Origin of the sequence: Krasilnikovia cinnamomea (assembly GCF_004217545.1) — a bacterium.
In the GTDB taxonomy this organism is placed as follows: domain Bacteria; phylum Actinomycetota; class Actinomycetes; order Mycobacteriales; family Micromonosporaceae; genus Actinoplanes; species Actinoplanes cinnamomeus.
In genome coordinates, this window is the sequence record NZ_SHKY01000001.1 from 5,396,748 (window position 1) to 5,411,163 (window position 14,416).

The window sequence follows — 14,416 nt, forward strand, 5'->3', positions numbered from 1 at the left end:
CGTTACCTGCGAGGTTGTCAGACCCTGCGGGCACACTTGTTCCGCACGTGGTCGTCCACACCCCGGAGGTGACGCATGGGCCCGGGCTCATCCGCCGGTTCCAGCTGGGGAATGCTGCGCTCGATCCAGAACTCGGACCGGGTCGCCCAGCACAACCTCAGCCGTGGCACGACGCGGCGCATCCTGACCTTCGCGCGGCCGTACCGCCGCGACATCGGAGTGTTCCTCGTCACCGTGGTGCTGGCCGCCTGCATCGGCGTGGCCACGCCGGTCCTCGCCGGTCACGTCGTCAACGCCATCACGGCCGGCGGGCCGGAGGCCACCAGCCTCGTCGTGCGGCTGGCCGTGGCCATCGCCGTCCTGGCGGTCGCGGACGCGTTCCTGTCGCTGGCCCAGCGGTGGTATTCCGCGCGCATCGGCGAGGGCATCATCCTCGACCTGCGCACCCAGGTGTACGACCACGTCCAGCGCATGCCGCTGCAGTTCTTCACCCGGACCCAGACCGGCGCCCTGGTGAGCCGCCTCAACAACGACGTCCTGGGTGCCCAGCGCGCCTTCACCTCCACCCTGTCCGGGGTGGTCAGCAACGTCATCCAGCTCGTGCTCACCGCCGCCGTGATGTTCACCCTGTCCTGGCAGATCACGGTGCTGTCGCTGCTGCTGCTGCCGGTGTTCATCATCCCGGCCCGCCGGGTCGGCAAGCGGCTGGCCGAGATCACCCGCGAGTCGTACAACCTCGACGCCAAGATGAACGCGACCATGACGGAGCGGTTCAACGTCTCCGGCGCCCTGCTGGTCAAGCTGTTCGGCCGCCCCGACACCGAGGCCGCCCGGTTCGGCGAACGCGCCGCCCGGGTCCGCGACATCGGGGTGCAGAGCGCGATGTACTCGCGCACCTTCTTCGTCGCCATGCTGCTGGTCGCGTCGCTGGCCCAGGCCCTGACGTACGGGCTGGGCGGCTGGCTGGCGGTCACCGGCAGCGTCACCGCCGGCACCGTGGTCACCCTGGCGCTGCTGCTCACCCGGCTGTACGGCCCGCTCACCGCGCTGAGCAACGTCCGGGTCGACGTGATGAGCGCGCTGGTGTCGTTCGACCGGGTGTTCGAGGTGCTCGACCTGCGCCCCGGCATCGAGGAGAAGCCCGACGCGACGCCGATCCCCAGCGGCTCCGGCCGGGTCGAGTTCCGGGACGTGCACTTCCGCTACCCCAGCGCGGGTGAGGTCTCCCTCGCCACGCTGGAGGACGTGGCCGCGCTGGACCGTACGCGTAACGCGCCCGTGCTGCGCGGGGTCGACTTCACGGTGGAGCCGGGCCAGATGGTGGCGCTGGTCGGCCCGTCCGGCGCCGGGAAGTCCACCACCTCGATGCTGGTGTCCCGGGTCTACGACGTCACCGACGGTGCCGTGCTGGTCGGCGGGGTGGACGTGCGCGACGCCACACTGGACTCGCTGCGCGACACCATCGGCGTGGTCACTCAGGACTCGCACCTGTTCCACGAGACCATCGCGGAGAACCTGCGCTACGCGCGCCCCGACGCCACCGAGGCCGACATGTGGGAGGCGCTGCGCGGCGCCCAGGTCGCCGACCTGGTCGAGGCCCTGCCCGACGGGCTGGACACGGTGGTCGGCGACCGCGGATACCGCTTCTCCGGCGGCGAGAAGCAGCGCATCGCCATCGCCCGGCTGCTGCTCAAACACCCGTCGATCGTCATCCTGGACGAGGCCACCGCCCACCTGGACAGCGAGTCCGAGGCCGCGGTGCAGCGGGCGCTGAGCAAGGCCCTGGAGGGGCGTACCGCGCTGGTCATCGCCCACCGCCTGTCCACGGTCCGCGACGCTGACCAGATCCTGGTGCTCGACGAGGGCCGGATCGTCGAGCGGGGCCGCCACACCGAACTGGTCGCGGCGGGCGGGCTCTACGCCGAGCTGTACCGCACCCAGTTCGCGGTGGCGGACAGCCCGGCGCCGCCGTACGCCCAGGACGCCGAGCCGGTCATCGTTCCCGTTCCCGCCAACACCATCGAGCCGTGATCGGCCGCGCGTCAGCCGTCCCCGGCCGGTCCGTCGGGGACGGCGGCCGCGCGCAGTTCCGCGTACGCCGCGGCCAGGGTCTCGACGGTGTAGTGGGCGTTGAGGCCGCTCGGGTTCGGCAGCACCCACACCGGTGTCCCGGCGATCTCCCGGTCCTGCGGTCCCACCACCGCCTTCGGCTGCCCGAACGCCGCCCGGTACGCGGTCACCCCGAGCACCGCCAGGAACCGGGGCCGCCAGCGCTCCACCGTGGCGGCCAGCCGCCGCCCGCCCGCGACCAGCTCGGCGGGGGACAGCTCGTCCGCGCGGGCGGTGGCCCGGGCGACCACATTGGTGATGCCCAGCCCGGCCGCGGGCAGTGACCACTGTTCCGAGGGCTGCAGCAAACATGCGGTGAAGCCGGAACGGTGCAGCGCGGGCCAGAACCGGTTGCCCGGCCGGGCGAAGTGATGACCGGTGGCCGCGGAGTACAGACTCGGGTTGATCCCCGAGAACAGCACCCGCAGGTCCGGACCGACCAGATCCGGAATGGTCAGCCCGGCCACCGCGGCGAGATCCGCGCGGCTCGGCGCGGCAGCGCGGTCCGGGTGGCTCGGCGCGGCGGCGCGTTCGGGGTGGCTCGGCGCGGCGGCGCGTTCGGGGTGGCTCGGCATGGGCGGGTTAATCACAGGGTGCGCAGGGCGCCGCCGTCCACGGGAATGGTCAGGCCGGTGAGGTAGCCGGCGGCGGGCGACAGCACGAACGCCGCCACCCGGCCGAATTCGCCCGGCTCGCCGAGACGGCGCAGCGGGATGGCGGCCTCCGCCTGCGACTGGGCCGCGGCCGGGTCGTCGGTGGCGGCGAACAGCTCGACGTTGCGGTCGGTGAGCAGCCGCCCGGGCAGCAGGCTCACCACGCGTACGCCGCGGGGGCCGTACTCGTCGGCCATGTCCTTGGCGACCCCGGCCAGTCCGGGGCGCAGGCCGTTGGACAGGCCCAGGCCGGGGATGGGGGAGTGGACCGAGGTGGACAGTACGAGACCGATCGCGCCGCCGGCGGGCAGGGCCTCGGCGAACGTGCGCGCGGCCCGGACCGAGCCGAGGAACACCGTCTCGAACGCGGCCCGCCACTGCTCGTCGCTCATCCGCGCGGCGGTGCCGCGGGCGGGCCCGCCCACCGAGATCAGCGCGCCGTCGAAACGCCCGAACCGCTGCGTTGCCGCGTCGACCAGCCGCTGCGGGGTCGCCGGGTCGGTGAGGTCCGCGACCACTCCGACGGCCGCGTCCGGGCCGCCGAGCTCGGTGACGGCCGCGTTGACGCGGGCGTCGTCACGGGCGGAGACCACCACCTTGGCGCCGTCGGCGACCAGCGCCTGGGCGGTGGCGAAGCCGAGGCCCCGGGAGGCGCCGGTGAGGACGTACACGCGATCGGCCAGACCCAGATCCATGCCGAGATCCTGCCACTGTGTCCGCGGGGCGCCACACTCCGGGCCGGTCCGGGCGCGGGATCCGCCGCGGCGCCTCGGTGACGTGCGGTGGATCAGGCGGGGCCGCGCAGCACGCGTACCCGGCCGAAGAGCTGCAGGACGACGGACCCGGCGGCGCGTCGCACCGTCGGCGCCCGGCGGGCGCGCGGCGCGGAGCGGCCGTCGTAGCGGGAGGCGGCCTCGCGGGTGGCCAGCTCCGCACCGGCCGGGGCCGGCAGCTCGCCGCCGGCGGCCAGCTCGCGGGCGAGGTCCCAGCCGTCGCGCAACGAGCCCTGGGTGGGCCGGGTGGCGGCCCACCGGGCGAACTCGCCCGGCCACCGCTCACCCAGCGCGGCCGCCAACAGCGGCCAGTGCCGCGCGACCTCACCGGCGCGCTTGCGCAGCAGCGCGACCCGCGCGGCCTCGACCATCCGGGCGTCGAAGCCCACCGGTACGGGCGCCCCGCCGGTCAGCGCCGCGACCAGCTCGGCCTGCCGCGCGGCCAGGCTCCCGGGCCGCCCACCGGCCGGGGCGCTGTGGCCGCTCGAGGGATCGGCCGGGGCGCTGTGGCCGCTCGACGGATCGGCGAGGGTGCTCATGTGACCGCCGGGTAGCCGGAGGCGGCGGCGATCGCGTCGAGTTCGGCGCGCAACGCGTCGGCGCTCGGGTACGCGCCGTCGCGCTCCAGCAGCAGTGCGGGCGGGCGGTGCCGGGCGCACAGCGCCGCGACCAGGTCCAGCACGGGCTGCGGCACCGCGTCGGCGTGGGTGTCGTGGTAGATGCCGTCGTGCTCGGCGCCACCGGCCACGTGCACGTACGCGACGCGCTCCAGCGGCAGCGCGTCGAGCAGCGCCACCGGGTCGGCGCCGCGGTTGCGCGCGTTGGCGTAGACGTTGGCCACGTCGAGCAGCAGCAGCGCCCCGGTGCGCTCCAGGATCTCGGTGAGGAACGCGGCCTCGTCCAGTTCGTCGTCCGGCCAGTCGAACAGCGCCGCGATCGGCTCCAGGGCCAGCGGCACACCGAGCTCGGCCTGGGTGCGTTTGACGTTGGCGACCACGGCGTCGACCGCCTCGCGGCTGCGTGGCACCGGCAGCAGGTGGCCGGCCTCGACCCCGCCCGCCCGTACGAACGCGATGTGCTCGCTGGCCAGCGGGGCACCCAGGCGTTCGGCGACCGTGGCGAGGTGCGCGACCCGGGCGGGCTCCACCGGCTCGGCGCCGCCCAGGGACAGCTTGACCCCGTGCGGCACCACTGCGGTGCCCCGCTCGCGCAGCTCGGCCAGGCCGGCGGGCAGCTCACCGTGCGCGGGCACCGACTCGGCGACGACCTCGGTGAAGCGCAGGCCGGGCAGCCCCGCGACGAATCCGGCGATTTCGGGCCGCCAGCCGATGCCGACGCCGTGGGCCGTCATCCGCCGCACCCGCCCCCGCCACCGCCGCACGAGCTGCCGCTGGAGCTGCCGCTGGAGCAGGAGCTGGCCGAACCGCAGGAGCTGCCGCTGGACCAGGAGCTGCTGCTGCCGCCGCTGGCGCTCCAGCCGCTGTAGGCGGCCATGCGCTGGATCTCCGCCTCGGCGGCGAACTGGGGGTCCAGGCTGTACAGCGAGGCCGTACCGAACAGGGCCACGCCCAGCGCGACGCTGCCCGCCCCGTACGTGGAGTACGAGGGGGACTGGCGGGGGGACAGGTAGTGGTTCTTGGCGCGCAGGGCGGCGAGGCCACCGGCGACGGCGCGGGTCTGCCTCGGCACGCGGGCAAGCAGCAGGGCGACGACTCCCGCGACGAACAGCAGCGGCAGGAGGAAGCCGACCGGCTTGTCGTTGGCGATTCCGGAGGCGACCCGGGCGATGCCGAGCACCAGCAGCGCCAGCGCGGCCAGCGCCCACAGGCGGGCGGTGCGCCGCCGCGCCGCACTGGTGGCCAGTCCCGCGGCCTCCAGGCCGTCGCCAAGCTGGGTGAGCGCGGTGCGGACCCACTGGTCGGCGTGGACGTAGCGGGCGCGTACCCGCTTGCCCGCGGCGTTGTAGATCGCGGTCTCCAGCGGCGTGGCGCCGCTGGCCAGCGGCCCGGCCTGCACGAGCGTACGGTCGGGCCCGGCGCCGACCGCGCCGGTGGCGCGCAGCCCGCCCAGGGCCGAGTAGACCGCGAGCCGGGGCCCGCCGGCCAGGTACGCGACCTGCGGGGGGCCGAGCTGGTCGAGCTGGGCGTCGCGCGGCCCGGCGAACAGCCGGCGCCGGTGCACGATCGCGCCCACGGTGATCACCACCAGCGCGGCGATGTAGTACAGCAGGAAGGTCGGGCCGGGGATTCCCCAGGTGGCGCCGGTAGCGGCGAGCGTCATGTGCGGACCTCCCGGTTGAGCTGGGCTGTGGGCCTCATTGTGCAGGTCCGCGCAACGGGTACGGTCACGCCCGCCGGACGGCCTCCTCCACCAGGTCGAGAACCCGGCTGAGTTCGCCCGGCGGGCGCCCCGTGGCCAGGTGCAGCACCATCCCGTCGTACGCCAGCTCCAGGAACTGGGTGAGCACCTCGACCGGTACGTCGTCGCGCAGCACCCCGGCGTCGCGCTGGCGCTGGAGGCGTTCCCGGGTGGCGGTGGCGATCGCGTTGGAGCGTTCGGCCCAGCGCTTGGCGAACGCGGGGTCGGTGCGCAGCCGGCGGGAGACCTCCAGCTGGGTGCCCAGCCAGCCGGCGGTGTCGCCGTCGCCGGCCGAGGCCCCGGCCCGTTCGAGCAGGTCCCGCATCACCTGGACGAGGCCGTTGCGGGTGACCGTCTCGACCATCGCGGCGGCGTCGTCCTCGGCGACCGCGAGGAACAGCGAGTCCTTGTCCCGGAAGTGGTGGAAGATCGCGCCCCGGGACAGGCCGGTGGCGTCCTCGAGGCGGCGCACGGTGGCTCCCTCGTAGCCGTAGCGCGCGAAGCAGCCCCGGGCCGCGGCGAGGATCTCGTGGCGGCGGGCATCGAGCTGGTCCTGGCTAACCCTGGGCACGTCGTTGATCGTGTCATGAGCGCTGCGTAGCGTGCAATCCGTACGTACGGTTTGGCGCTCCCGGGACGGACTCCTTGTCCGCCCTGGTCGGATGATGCGAATTCAGCCAGGCTGGTTAGGGCATGTTGACAGTTGCGGGCTGTTCGTCCCGCAACCACTCACGTAAAGTGCCCGCGTGCCTCTCGTCTTCCTCGCCCTGGACGACACCCTGCTCGACCGCAGCGGTGCGTTCCGGCTCTGGGCGAAGGGATTCCTGGACGAGATCGCGGCGCCCCACGACGACCTCGAATGGCTGATCTCGATGGACGCCGATGGCCTCACCTCCCGGTGGGACCTGGCCGACCTGATCCGGGACCGCTATCGGCTGCGTACGCCCTCCATCGACCTGCTGGAGGAGCTGCACGAGGGCCCGCTGGCGCACGAAAGGCTGGACCCGCTGGTCGCGTGCGCGCTGCAGATCGCGGGCGACGCCGGATTCGTCCCGGTCGTCGTCACCAACGGCCCGCACGAGCTGCAGGAGAGCCGCATCCGGCGCACCGGCCTCGACCGGTACGTCGCCGATTGGGTGATCTCCGGCCAGGAGGGCGTCAGCAAACCCAACCCGCGCATCTTCGCGCTGGCCGCGCAGCGGGTGCGGATGCGCCTCGGCGGGGCGTGGGTCGTCGGCGACAGCCCCGAGGCCGACATCGGTGGCGCGGCCGCCATGGGCCTGCCCAGCGTGTGGCTGCACCGCGGCCGGGACTGGGTGGATCAGCGCTTCGCGCCCACCCGGGTCGTCGGCAACGTGATCCAGGGCCTGTCGGCCATCATGGCCACCGCGCGCTGACATTAATTCGGTTGCGCGGCCCGCACGGGCCGGGCAGAGTCCTGCGGGTACGCGCGCCGACCGGCATCTGCCGTGCGGCGGGACCCGACCGGTGCGCCCGGTCCGAGAGAGAAGGGGGTGGCGAGAAATGGCTGTCTTTGCCCTGCGCCAGATCCCACCGTTCGTTCCTTCTCTCAAGGAGTTCCCGCAGTGCGCGAGCACGATTCTTCCGGCCGGGCCACCATGCGCCGCGGCCGCCGTACCTTCGACGACGACGAACCCGACTTCCTGAAGCGGGGCCGGCTGGAGCCGGCCCTGACCGAGGACCCCGACCTGCCCGACACGGGGGACCGCTGGTCCACCTGGGACGGGGCCCTGCACGGTCCGCAACCGCGTCCCGAATGGGTGCGCACCGAGCACGGTGCCGTGGACACCGAGCTGGGCATGCTCAAGACCGGCAAGGAGGCGGACGTCTTCCTCGTCCGCCGCGCGGTCCCGGACACCGGGCAGGTCAGCATGCTGGCCGCCAAGCGGTACCGGGACGCCGACCACCGGCTGTTCCACCGCGACTCCGGATACCTGGAGGGCCGCCGGGTACGCCGCTCCCGCGAGATGCGCGCGATGGCCACGCGCACCTCGTTCGGCCGCGACCTCATCGCGGGCCAGTGGGCGGCCGCCGAGTTCGCCGCGCTGTCGCGGCTGTGGCAGCTCGGCCACGACAGCGGCGCGATCTGCGTGCCGTACCCGGTGCAGCTGGCCGGGACCGAGCTGATGCTGGAGTTCGTCGGTGACTGGGCGAGCGGGCAGGCCGCGCCGCGCCTCGCCCAGGTGCGACCCGACCCCGACGAGCTGCGCGACCTGTGGGACCAGTTGGTGGCGGCGCTGTCCGTGCTGGCCCGGTGCGGGCTCGCGCACGGCGACCTGTCGCCGTACAACCTGCTGGTGCACGGCGGGCGGCTGGTGCTGATCGACCTGCCGCAGGTGGTCGACGTGGTCGCCAACCCGCAGGGGCCGCGGTTCCTCGCCCGCGACGTGCGCAACGTGGCGACGTGGTTCGCCGCGCGCGGGCTGCCCGCCGAGGTGCTCGACGAAGAGGAACTCACCGCGCGGCTGCTCAGCGACGCGGGGCTGGGGTGAGTTCGCGGACCGTTCGCCGGTGCCCGCCGCGCGCGGCGGGCACCGAGCGAGCGATGCGTTATCTCTTCGTTACCGGATGCGGGCGAACCGCATCCGCGCCGACGGCATCGCACTGGATGACCACCTCCGCCACCGCGAATCCGAAAGGCCGGTCATCCGCATGCGCGTCGCCCCACTCCTCACCGCCCTCGTCCTGCTGCCGACCGCGGCCCTGCTCACCGGCTGCGACCCCGCGGTCCCGCGCGTCGACGGCAGCGCGGGACCGGTCACCGCCGCTCCGACCACGACCGCCCCGGCGGTGCCGGCCCCCAGCACGCCGGCCTCCCGCACGCCGGCCTCCCGCACACCAGCCCCACCCCCGGCATCGAAGCCATCGGTGCCCCCACCGGCCCCACCGCCCGCGACGCTCGGACCGGACGGTCTGGGCAAGCTGACGCTCGGCATGACCGAGCGGCAGGCCAGCGCCACCGGCCTGATCGGAGCGTGGTCCGACGGCGGCCTGTGCCGGATGTCGCGGCTGCGGGGCGCCTCCGCCGACGGCGGCGGCCTCGTGTACGCCATGGCCGACTTCGGCGTCGTGATCGTCGACGCGTACGGCAACCTGCGCACCCCCGAGGGGATCCGCCTGGGCAGCTCCTGGGCCGGCGCGCGGCGCGCGTACCCGAAGCTGCGCGCGGCGCAGGGCGGCGGCCTCGGCGATCCCGCCGGGATCGCGTTCACCGAGGTGCCCGGCAACAGGGGGGCGTACTACCGGCTGGCCTGGCGCGACGGGAAGGTCACCGACCTGACGCTGCAGGACAGGGACGCAGGCTGCTACGAGTGAAGCCCGTCCAGGATCTGCTCCGTGAGGTCCGGGCCTTCCGTCTGCTTGATCTGCACGTACACGTCGCCGAGCAGGGCCTCGCTGTAGGCCAGCGCGGTGCCGGCGCAGCCGGTCCACCGGGTGAGCCGCCCGGTCCGGCCCGCGCTGACGATCGGACGCTCGGGCTGTCGGGTACAACGGGGGTGCTCCGGCAGCTTGGCACGGCTGAGCCCGGCGGCGGTTCCGGCGAACAGGCCGGGGCCGCCGCCGTACTCGGCGCGCCAGGTGGTCAGGTCGGCCGCGATCGACAGACCCGGCCGGTGGCCGGACGGCAGCCCGGCGGCCGCCGGGTTCCAGCCGGCGTCGCGCATCTCTCCGGCCCAGGCGGCCGGGACCGCGACCGACAGCGCACCCTCGGCGTCGGCCACCCGGACCCAGCCGGCCGGGGTGCCCAGCGCCGGGGCGGCGCCGCCCAGCAGGGCGAGCCCGGTGCCCGCGACGACCGCACCGGCCGCCCGCCCGAGCGCCCGGCGAACGGGCCGGTCGGCGGCCGCCTCGACCCGCGCGTCGGCCAGGGCCGCCGCCGACTCCAGCGCGTCGGCCAGGGCGGCCGCCGAGGGCCAGCGGCGGTCCCGCTCGGCGGCCAGCGCGCGCAGCACGATCCGGTCGACCTCGCGCGGCACACCGGGGCGCAGCCGCGACGGCGCGCCGAGCGGTCCGCTGTTCGGGGCCCGGGCGGTGAGCATCTGGTATGCCATGACCCCGATCGCGTACACGTCGGCGCGGACGTCCAGGCCGCCGCCCGGGCGCAGCTGCTCGGGCGCCATGTAGCCCGGGGTGCCCGCCACGACGGTGAAGCCCGACGCGAACGCGATCGCCTTGGCCAGACCGAGATCCGCCACCAGCACCCGCTCGGCGCCGCGCACCGTGCCGAACAGCACATTGGACGGCTTGAGATCGCGATGCAGCACACCCGCCTCGTGCAGGTCCATGGTGGCGCGGGCGATCGCGGCCGTGGTCCGCAGCGCCGTACGCAGCGGCATCGGGCGTCCGGTGAGGCGCTCGGCCAGGCTGCCCCCGGCCGCGTACGTCATGACCTGGTACGGACGCCCGTCGGGAAGCTCGCCGATGTCGTGGATGCGCACGAGCCGCTCGGAGTCGGCCCGCCGCAGCACCTGCGCCTCCTGCTCGAAGCGGGCGCGCACGTCGGGGTGGTGTGCCCAGTTGTCGGCCAGCACCTTGATCGCGACGGGGGACTCGAGGGCCTCGTCCTCGGCCAGCCAGACCGTGGCGAACGCGCCCGAACCGAGCCGGCGCACGACGAGGTAACGCCCGATCCGGGCTGGCATCGACATGCTTCCATTGTGGGGCGCGGGCCAGCGGTGACCTATGGGGGGACGCATGTCTGACGATCAGTTGGAGATCCTGGCCCGGCGGGCCGCGGACGGCGACGCGGGCGCGCTGGACGACCTGCTGGCCCTGATCCGGCCGCGGGTGCTGCGGCACTGCGCCCGTTTCCTGCCCTGTTACCAGGACGCCGAGGAAGCCTGCCAGGACGTGCTGTGGCAGGTCGCCCGCACGATCGGTCGCTTCGAGGGCCGGTCGCGCTTCACCACCTGGCTGCACGTGGTCGTCGTCAACAGCGCCCGCCAGACGTACCGCACGCTGCGGCGCCGGGCCCGCGAGCAGTCCCACGACGTGCCGCCCGTCGACCTGCCCGACCCGCGCACCACCAGCGTGATCGCCGGGTCCCGGCTGGACTTTCTGGACGCCCTGAACCGGCTGGAGCAGCGCCGGCCGGACCTGGTCGCCCCGCTGGTGCTGCGCGACGTCTGCCAGCTCGAGTACCGCGAGATCGCCGCGCAGCTGGGCATCCCGGAGGGGACGGTCAAGTCCCGCATCCACCAGGCGCGCACCGACCTGCGGGGCCACCTGCTGCAGCACGCCTGAACCGCTATTGCAGGTAGCCCTCGACCTCGCCGACCGAACGCGCCTGCTCGGCGTCTGGGTCCTGGCCCTGGTCGCGGGCGGCGCGGCGGCGGCGCAGCAGGTCCCAGCACTGGTCGAGGGCCTCCTCCAGCTCCTTGAGCCGGGCGTGCTCCTCGTCGCTGCTGATCTCGCCGCGGGCGAGCTGCCGGCGCAGCTCGTGTTCCTCCTCGACGAGGCCGTGGATCTGCTTCAGCGTTGATTTGTCATCCATGCCTAAGAGCCTAGGCATCCGGGGCCCGACACGCTGATGCCCCGCCGTCAGCGGACGGCGGGGCATCGGTACTGCGTCAGGTCAGTGCGCGAGCATCTTGCGCAGCACGTACTGCAGGATGCCGCCGTGGCGGTAGTAGTCCGCCTCGCCGGGCGTGTCGATGCGGACCACCGCGTCGAACTGCACCCCGGTGTCCGTGCTGACCTTCACCGTGCGCGGCGTGGTGCCGGAGTTCAGCTCCTCGACGCCGGTGACGGTGAACGTCTCCGTGCCGGTCAGCCCCAGCGACGCGGCGTTCTGACCCGCCGGGAACTGCAGCGGCAGCACGCCCATGCCGATGAGGTTGGAGCGGTGGATCCGCTCGTACGACTCGGCGATGACGGTACGGACGCCGAGCAGCATGGTGCCCTTGGCCGCCCAGTCGCGCGAGGACCCGGAGCCGTACTCCTTGCCGGCCAGGATCACCAGCGGGACGCCCGCGTTCTGGTACGCGACCGAGGCGTCGTAGATGGTGGTCTGCTCGCCGGTCAGGTGGTTGACCGTGAAGCCGCCCTGCACACCCGGCACGAGCTCGTTGCGCAGCCGGATGTTGGCGAACGTGCCGCGGATCATCACCTCGTGGTTGCCGCGCCGCGAACCGTACGAGTTGAACTCGTGCCGGGGCACCCCGTGCTCGGCCAGATACTTCCCGGCGGGGGAGTCGGGCTTGATCGTGCTGGCCGGGGAGATGTGGTCGGTGGTGACGGAGTCGCCGAGCTTGGCCAGCACCCGCGCACCGGCGATGTCGGTGACCGGCTGCGGCTGCGCGGCCATGCCCTCGAAGTACGGGGGCTTGCGCACGTAGGTCGACTCGGCGTCCCAGGAGAACGTGTCCCCGGTCGGGGTGGGCAGCGACTGCCACTGCTCGTCCCCGGCGAACACGTCGGAGTACGCGTCGGAGAACGCGGTAGCGCCGATCGCGGAGCCGATGACGTCCTCGATCTCCTTGGCGCTGGGCCAGATGTCGGCGAGGAACACCGGCTGCCCGTCGGAGCCGGTGCCCAGCGGCTCGTTGACCAGGTCGATGTCCATCGTGCCGGCCAGCGCGTACGCGACGACCAGCGGCGGGGACGCCAGGTAGTTCATCTTGATGTCCGGGTTGATCCGGCCCTCGAAGTTGCGGTTGCCCGACAGCACGCTGACGACGGTGAGGTCGTTGGCGTTGACGGCCGCGGACACCTCCTCGGGCAGCGGCCCGGAGTTGCCGATGCAGGTGGTGCAGCCGTAGCCGACCAGGTTGAAGCCCAGCTTGTCCAGGTACGGCGTGAGCCCGGCCCGGTCGTAGTAGTCCATGACGACCTTGGAACCCGGCGCGAGCGTGGTCTTGACCCACGGCTTGCGGGACAGGCCGCGGTCGACCGCGTTGCGGGCCAGCAGCGCCGCGCCGACCATTACCTGCGGGTTCGAGGTGTTGGTGCAGGACGTGATGGCGGCGATGGTGACGGCGCCGTGGTCCAGCTCGTACACGCTGCCGTCGGCGCCGGTGACCCGCACCGGGTTGCTGGGCCGCCCGGTCGCCCCGCGCGCGGCGCTGATCAGCTCGTGCGGCTTGTCGGCGGGGTCGTCGCCGGTGTTGGCGGGCGGGTCGCTGGCCGGGAACGACTCGGCGCTGGCCTCGTCGGCGGCGCCCTCGACGCCGTTGGTGTCCACGTAGTCCACCAGGGCGGCGCGGAACATCGACTTGGCGCTGTTCAGCGGCACGCGGTCCTGCGGCCGCTTCGGGCCCGCCAGGGACGGCTCGATCGTGGACAGGTCCAGCTCGAGCTTCTCGGAGTAGTCCGGCTCGGCGGCCGGGTCGTGCCACAGGCCCTGCCGCTTGGCGTACGCCTCGACCAGCGCGACCTGGGCCTCGCTGCGGCCGGTGAGCTTGAGGTACTTGATGGTCTCGCCGTCGATCGGGAAGATCGCGGCGGTGGAGCCGTACTCCGGCGACATGTTGCCGATGGTGGCGCGGTTGGCCAGCGGCACCGCGGAGACGCCGGGGCCGTAGAACTCGACGAACTTGCCGACGACGCCGTGCTTGCGCAGCATCTCGGTGATCACGAGCACGAGGTCGGTGGCGGTGGTGCCGGCGGGCATGTCGCCGGAGAGTTTGAAGCCGACGACCCGCGGGATCAGCATGCTGACCGGCTGGCCCAGCATCGCGGCCTCGGCCTCGATGCCGCCGACGCCCCAGCCGAGTACGCCGAGGCCGTTGACCATCGTGGTGTGCGAGTCGGTGCCGACGACCGTGTCCGGGTAGGCGACGCCGTTGCGCTCCATGATCGTACGGGCCAGGTACTCGATGTTGACCTGGTGCACGATGCCGGTGCCGGGCGGCACGACCTTGAACTCGTTGAACGCGGTCTGGCCCCAGCGCAGGAACTGGTAGCGCTCGCGGTTGCGCTGGTACTCCAGCTCGACGTTGCGGGCGAACGCGTCCTCGCGGCCGAACAGCTCGGCGATGACGGAGTGGTCGATGACCATCTCGGCGGGGGCGAGCGGGTTCACCTTGGTGGCGTCGCCGCCGAGCGCCTTGACGGCCTCGCGCATGGTGGCGAGGTCGACGACGCAGGGCACGCCGGTGAAGTCCTGCATCAGCACCCGGGCGGGGGTGAACTGGATCTCCACGCTGGGGTCGGCGGTGGGGTCCCAGCCGCCGAGCGCCCGGATGTGGTCGGCGGTGATGTTGGCGCCGTCCTCGGTCCGCAGCAGGTTCTCCAGCAGGATCTTCAAGGAGTACGGGAGCCGCGCGTGGCCCTCCACCTTGTCGATCGCGTAAATCTCGTAGCTCGCGTCTGCGACGCGCAGCTGGCTCTTCGCACCGAAGGTGTCGAGGCTGGCCACGTCATCTCCTTCACACCCAGCGTGAGTTTTCCTCGGCAAGTCTGTCGCACGGGCGACTGCCGCCGCTCAGTTAGGCAGCCCTAACCAGCGGTTTCAGGTTGCCTGTAAACCGTACGTCCGTCTTGCTATTGGGTGCAACCCGG

At 73.3% G+C, this 14,416-nt stretch carries 14 protein-coding genes; 5 read left to right on the forward strand and 9 right to left on the reverse strand.

Annotated elements, in window-relative coordinates:
* Window positions 1–75 precede the first annotated feature (75 nt).
* Window positions 76–2,031 carry an ABC transporter ATP-binding protein gene (locus EV385_RS24695; protein ID WP_242625053.1) on the forward strand — a complete coding sequence of 652 codons (1,956 nt, stop codon included), beginning with the start codon at window positions 76–78 and terminating at the stop codon, window positions 2,029–2,031.
* A gap of 11 nt (window positions 2,032–2,042) precedes the next feature.
* Here EV385_RS24695 and mug read toward each other — a convergent pair whose 3' ends face one another.
* From mug to EV385_RS24725, 6 genes are all read right to left on the reverse strand, one after another.
* Window positions 2,043–2,684, reverse strand: a complete 642-nt coding sequence (mug, locus tag EV385_RS24700; RefSeq protein WP_130511618.1) for a G/U mismatch-specific DNA glycosylase — start codon at window positions 2,682–2,684, stop codon at window positions 2,043–2,045.
* An 11-nt stretch (window positions 2,685–2,695) separates the two neighbouring features.
* Complete coding sequence (locus tag EV385_RS24705; protein WP_130511619.1) at window positions 2,696–3,457, reverse strand: SDR family oxidoreductase; 762 nt, start codon at window positions 3,455–3,457, stop codon at window positions 2,696–2,698.
* A 92-nt stretch (window positions 3,458–3,549) separates the two neighbouring features.
* The gene (locus EV385_RS24710; RefSeq protein ID WP_242625054.1) at window positions 3,550–4,074 is read right to left on the reverse strand and encodes an SCO6045 C-terminal-like domain-containing protein; all 525 of its coding nucleotides are present in this window, start codon (window positions 4,072–4,074) and stop codon (window positions 3,550–3,552) included.
* Complete coding sequence (locus tag EV385_RS24715) at window positions 4,071–4,886, reverse strand: MbnB/TglH/ChrH family RiPP precursor modification enzyme (RefSeq protein ID WP_130511620.1); 816 nt, start codon at window positions 4,884–4,886, stop codon at window positions 4,071–4,073. Before EV385_RS24715 ends, EV385_RS24710 begins: the two co-directional genes overlap by 4 nt.
* A complete protein-coding gene (locus EV385_RS24720) occupies window positions 4,883–5,815 on the reverse strand; it encodes a TIGR04222 domain-containing membrane protein (RefSeq protein ID WP_130511621.1) in 933 nt (310 codons plus the stop codon). The genes EV385_RS24715 and EV385_RS24720 overlap by 4 nt, the downstream gene beginning before the upstream one ends.
* A 64-nt stretch (window positions 5,816–5,879) precedes the next feature.
* Window positions 5,880–6,464 (reverse strand): TetR/AcrR family transcriptional regulator, encoded by a 585-nt coding sequence (locus EV385_RS24725; protein ID WP_130511622.1) that lies wholly within the window; start codon window positions 6,462–6,464, stop codon window positions 5,880–5,882.
* Window positions 6,465–6,639: 175 nt separating this feature from the next.
* Between EV385_RS24725 and EV385_RS24730 the strand changes: the two genes are divergently transcribed.
* From EV385_RS24730 to EV385_RS24740, 3 genes are all read left to right on the forward strand, one after another.
* The gene (locus tag EV385_RS24730; protein WP_130511623.1) at window positions 6,640–7,290 is read left to right on the forward strand and encodes an HAD family hydrolase; all 651 of its coding nucleotides are present in this window, start codon (window positions 6,640–6,642) and stop codon (window positions 7,288–7,290) included.
* A gap of 189 nt (window positions 7,291–7,479) precedes the next feature.
* Window positions 7,480–8,406 (forward strand): serine protein kinase RIO, encoded by a 927-nt coding sequence (locus EV385_RS24735; RefSeq protein WP_423203081.1) that lies wholly within the window; start codon window positions 7,480–7,482, stop codon window positions 8,404–8,406.
* A 160-nt stretch (window positions 8,407–8,566) separates the two neighbouring features.
* Window positions 8,567–9,229 (forward strand): hypothetical protein, encoded by a 663-nt coding sequence (locus EV385_RS24740; protein ID WP_130511624.1) that lies wholly within the window; start codon window positions 8,567–8,569, stop codon window positions 9,227–9,229.
* Here EV385_RS24740 and EV385_RS24745 read toward each other — a convergent pair.
* Entirely contained in the window at window positions 9,220–10,563 is a 1,344-nt protein-coding gene (locus EV385_RS24745; RefSeq protein WP_130511625.1) for a serine/threonine-protein kinase, read from the reverse strand. The two genes, EV385_RS24740 and EV385_RS24745, sit on opposite strands and share 10 nt — an antisense overlap.
* A 46-nt stretch (window positions 10,564–10,609) precedes the next feature.
* Here EV385_RS24745 and EV385_RS24750 point away from each other — a divergent pair, with 46 nt between their 5' ends.
* The gene (locus EV385_RS24750) at window positions 10,610–11,158 is read left to right on the forward strand and encodes an RNA polymerase sigma factor (RefSeq protein WP_207229919.1); all 549 of its coding nucleotides are present in this window, start codon (window positions 10,610–10,612) and stop codon (window positions 11,156–11,158) included.
* A gap of 4 nt (window positions 11,159–11,162) precedes the next feature.
* On the opposite strand, the gene EV385_RS24755 is transcribed toward EV385_RS24750, so the two are convergent.
* Together EV385_RS24755 and EV385_RS24760 are read right to left on the reverse strand one after the other, a co-directional pair.
* Window positions 11,163–11,408, reverse strand: a complete 246-nt coding sequence (locus EV385_RS24755) for a DUF2630 family protein (protein ID WP_130511627.1) — start codon at window positions 11,406–11,408, stop codon at window positions 11,163–11,165.
* Window positions 11,409–11,489: 81 nt separating this feature from the next.
* The gene (locus tag EV385_RS24760; RefSeq protein WP_130511628.1) at window positions 11,490–14,273 is read right to left on the reverse strand and encodes an aconitate hydratase; all 2,784 of its coding nucleotides are present in this window, start codon (window positions 14,271–14,273) and stop codon (window positions 11,490–11,492) included.
* Between the last annotated feature and the right edge of the window lie 143 nt (window positions 14,274–14,416).

Bases quoted from the DNA above. Each gene is read 5' to 3' on its own strand.
- EV385_RS24695 (WP_242625053.1), top strand. From the start codon at position 76: ATGGGCCCGGGCTCATCCGCCGGTTCCAGCTGGGGAATGCTGCGCTCG.
- mug (WP_130511618.1), bottom strand. From the start codon at position 2,684: ATGCCGAGCCACCCCGAACGCGCCGCCGCGCCGAGCCACCCCGAACGC.
- EV385_RS24705 (WP_130511619.1), bottom strand. From the start codon at position 3,457: ATGGATCTGGGTCTGGCCGATCGCGTGTACGTCCTCACCGGCGCCTCC.
- EV385_RS24710 (WP_242625054.1), bottom strand. From the start codon at position 4,074: ATGAGCACCCTCGCCGATCCGTCGAGCGGCCACAGCGCCCCGGCCGAT.
- EV385_RS24715 (WP_130511620.1), bottom strand. From the start codon at position 4,886: ATGACGGCCCACGGCGTCGGCATCGGCTGGCGGCCCGAAATCGCCGGA.
- EV385_RS24720 (WP_130511621.1), bottom strand. From the start codon at position 5,815: ATGACGCTCGCCGCTACCGGCGCCACCTGGGGAATCCCCGGCCCGACC.
- EV385_RS24740 (WP_130511624.1), top strand. From the start codon at position 8,567: ATGCGCGTCGCCCCACTCCTCACCGCCCTCGTCCTGCTGCCGACCGCG.
- EV385_RS24745 (WP_130511625.1), bottom strand. From the start codon at position 10,563: ATGTCGATGCCAGCCCGGATCGGGCGTTACCTCGTCGTGCGCCGGCTC.
- EV385_RS24750 (WP_207229919.1), top strand. From the start codon at position 10,610: ATGTCTGACGATCAGTTGGAGATCCTGGCCCGGCGGGCCGCGGACGGC.
- EV385_RS24755 (WP_130511627.1), bottom strand. From the start codon at position 11,408: ATGGATGACAAATCAACGCTGAAGCAGATCCACGGCCTCGTCGAGGAG.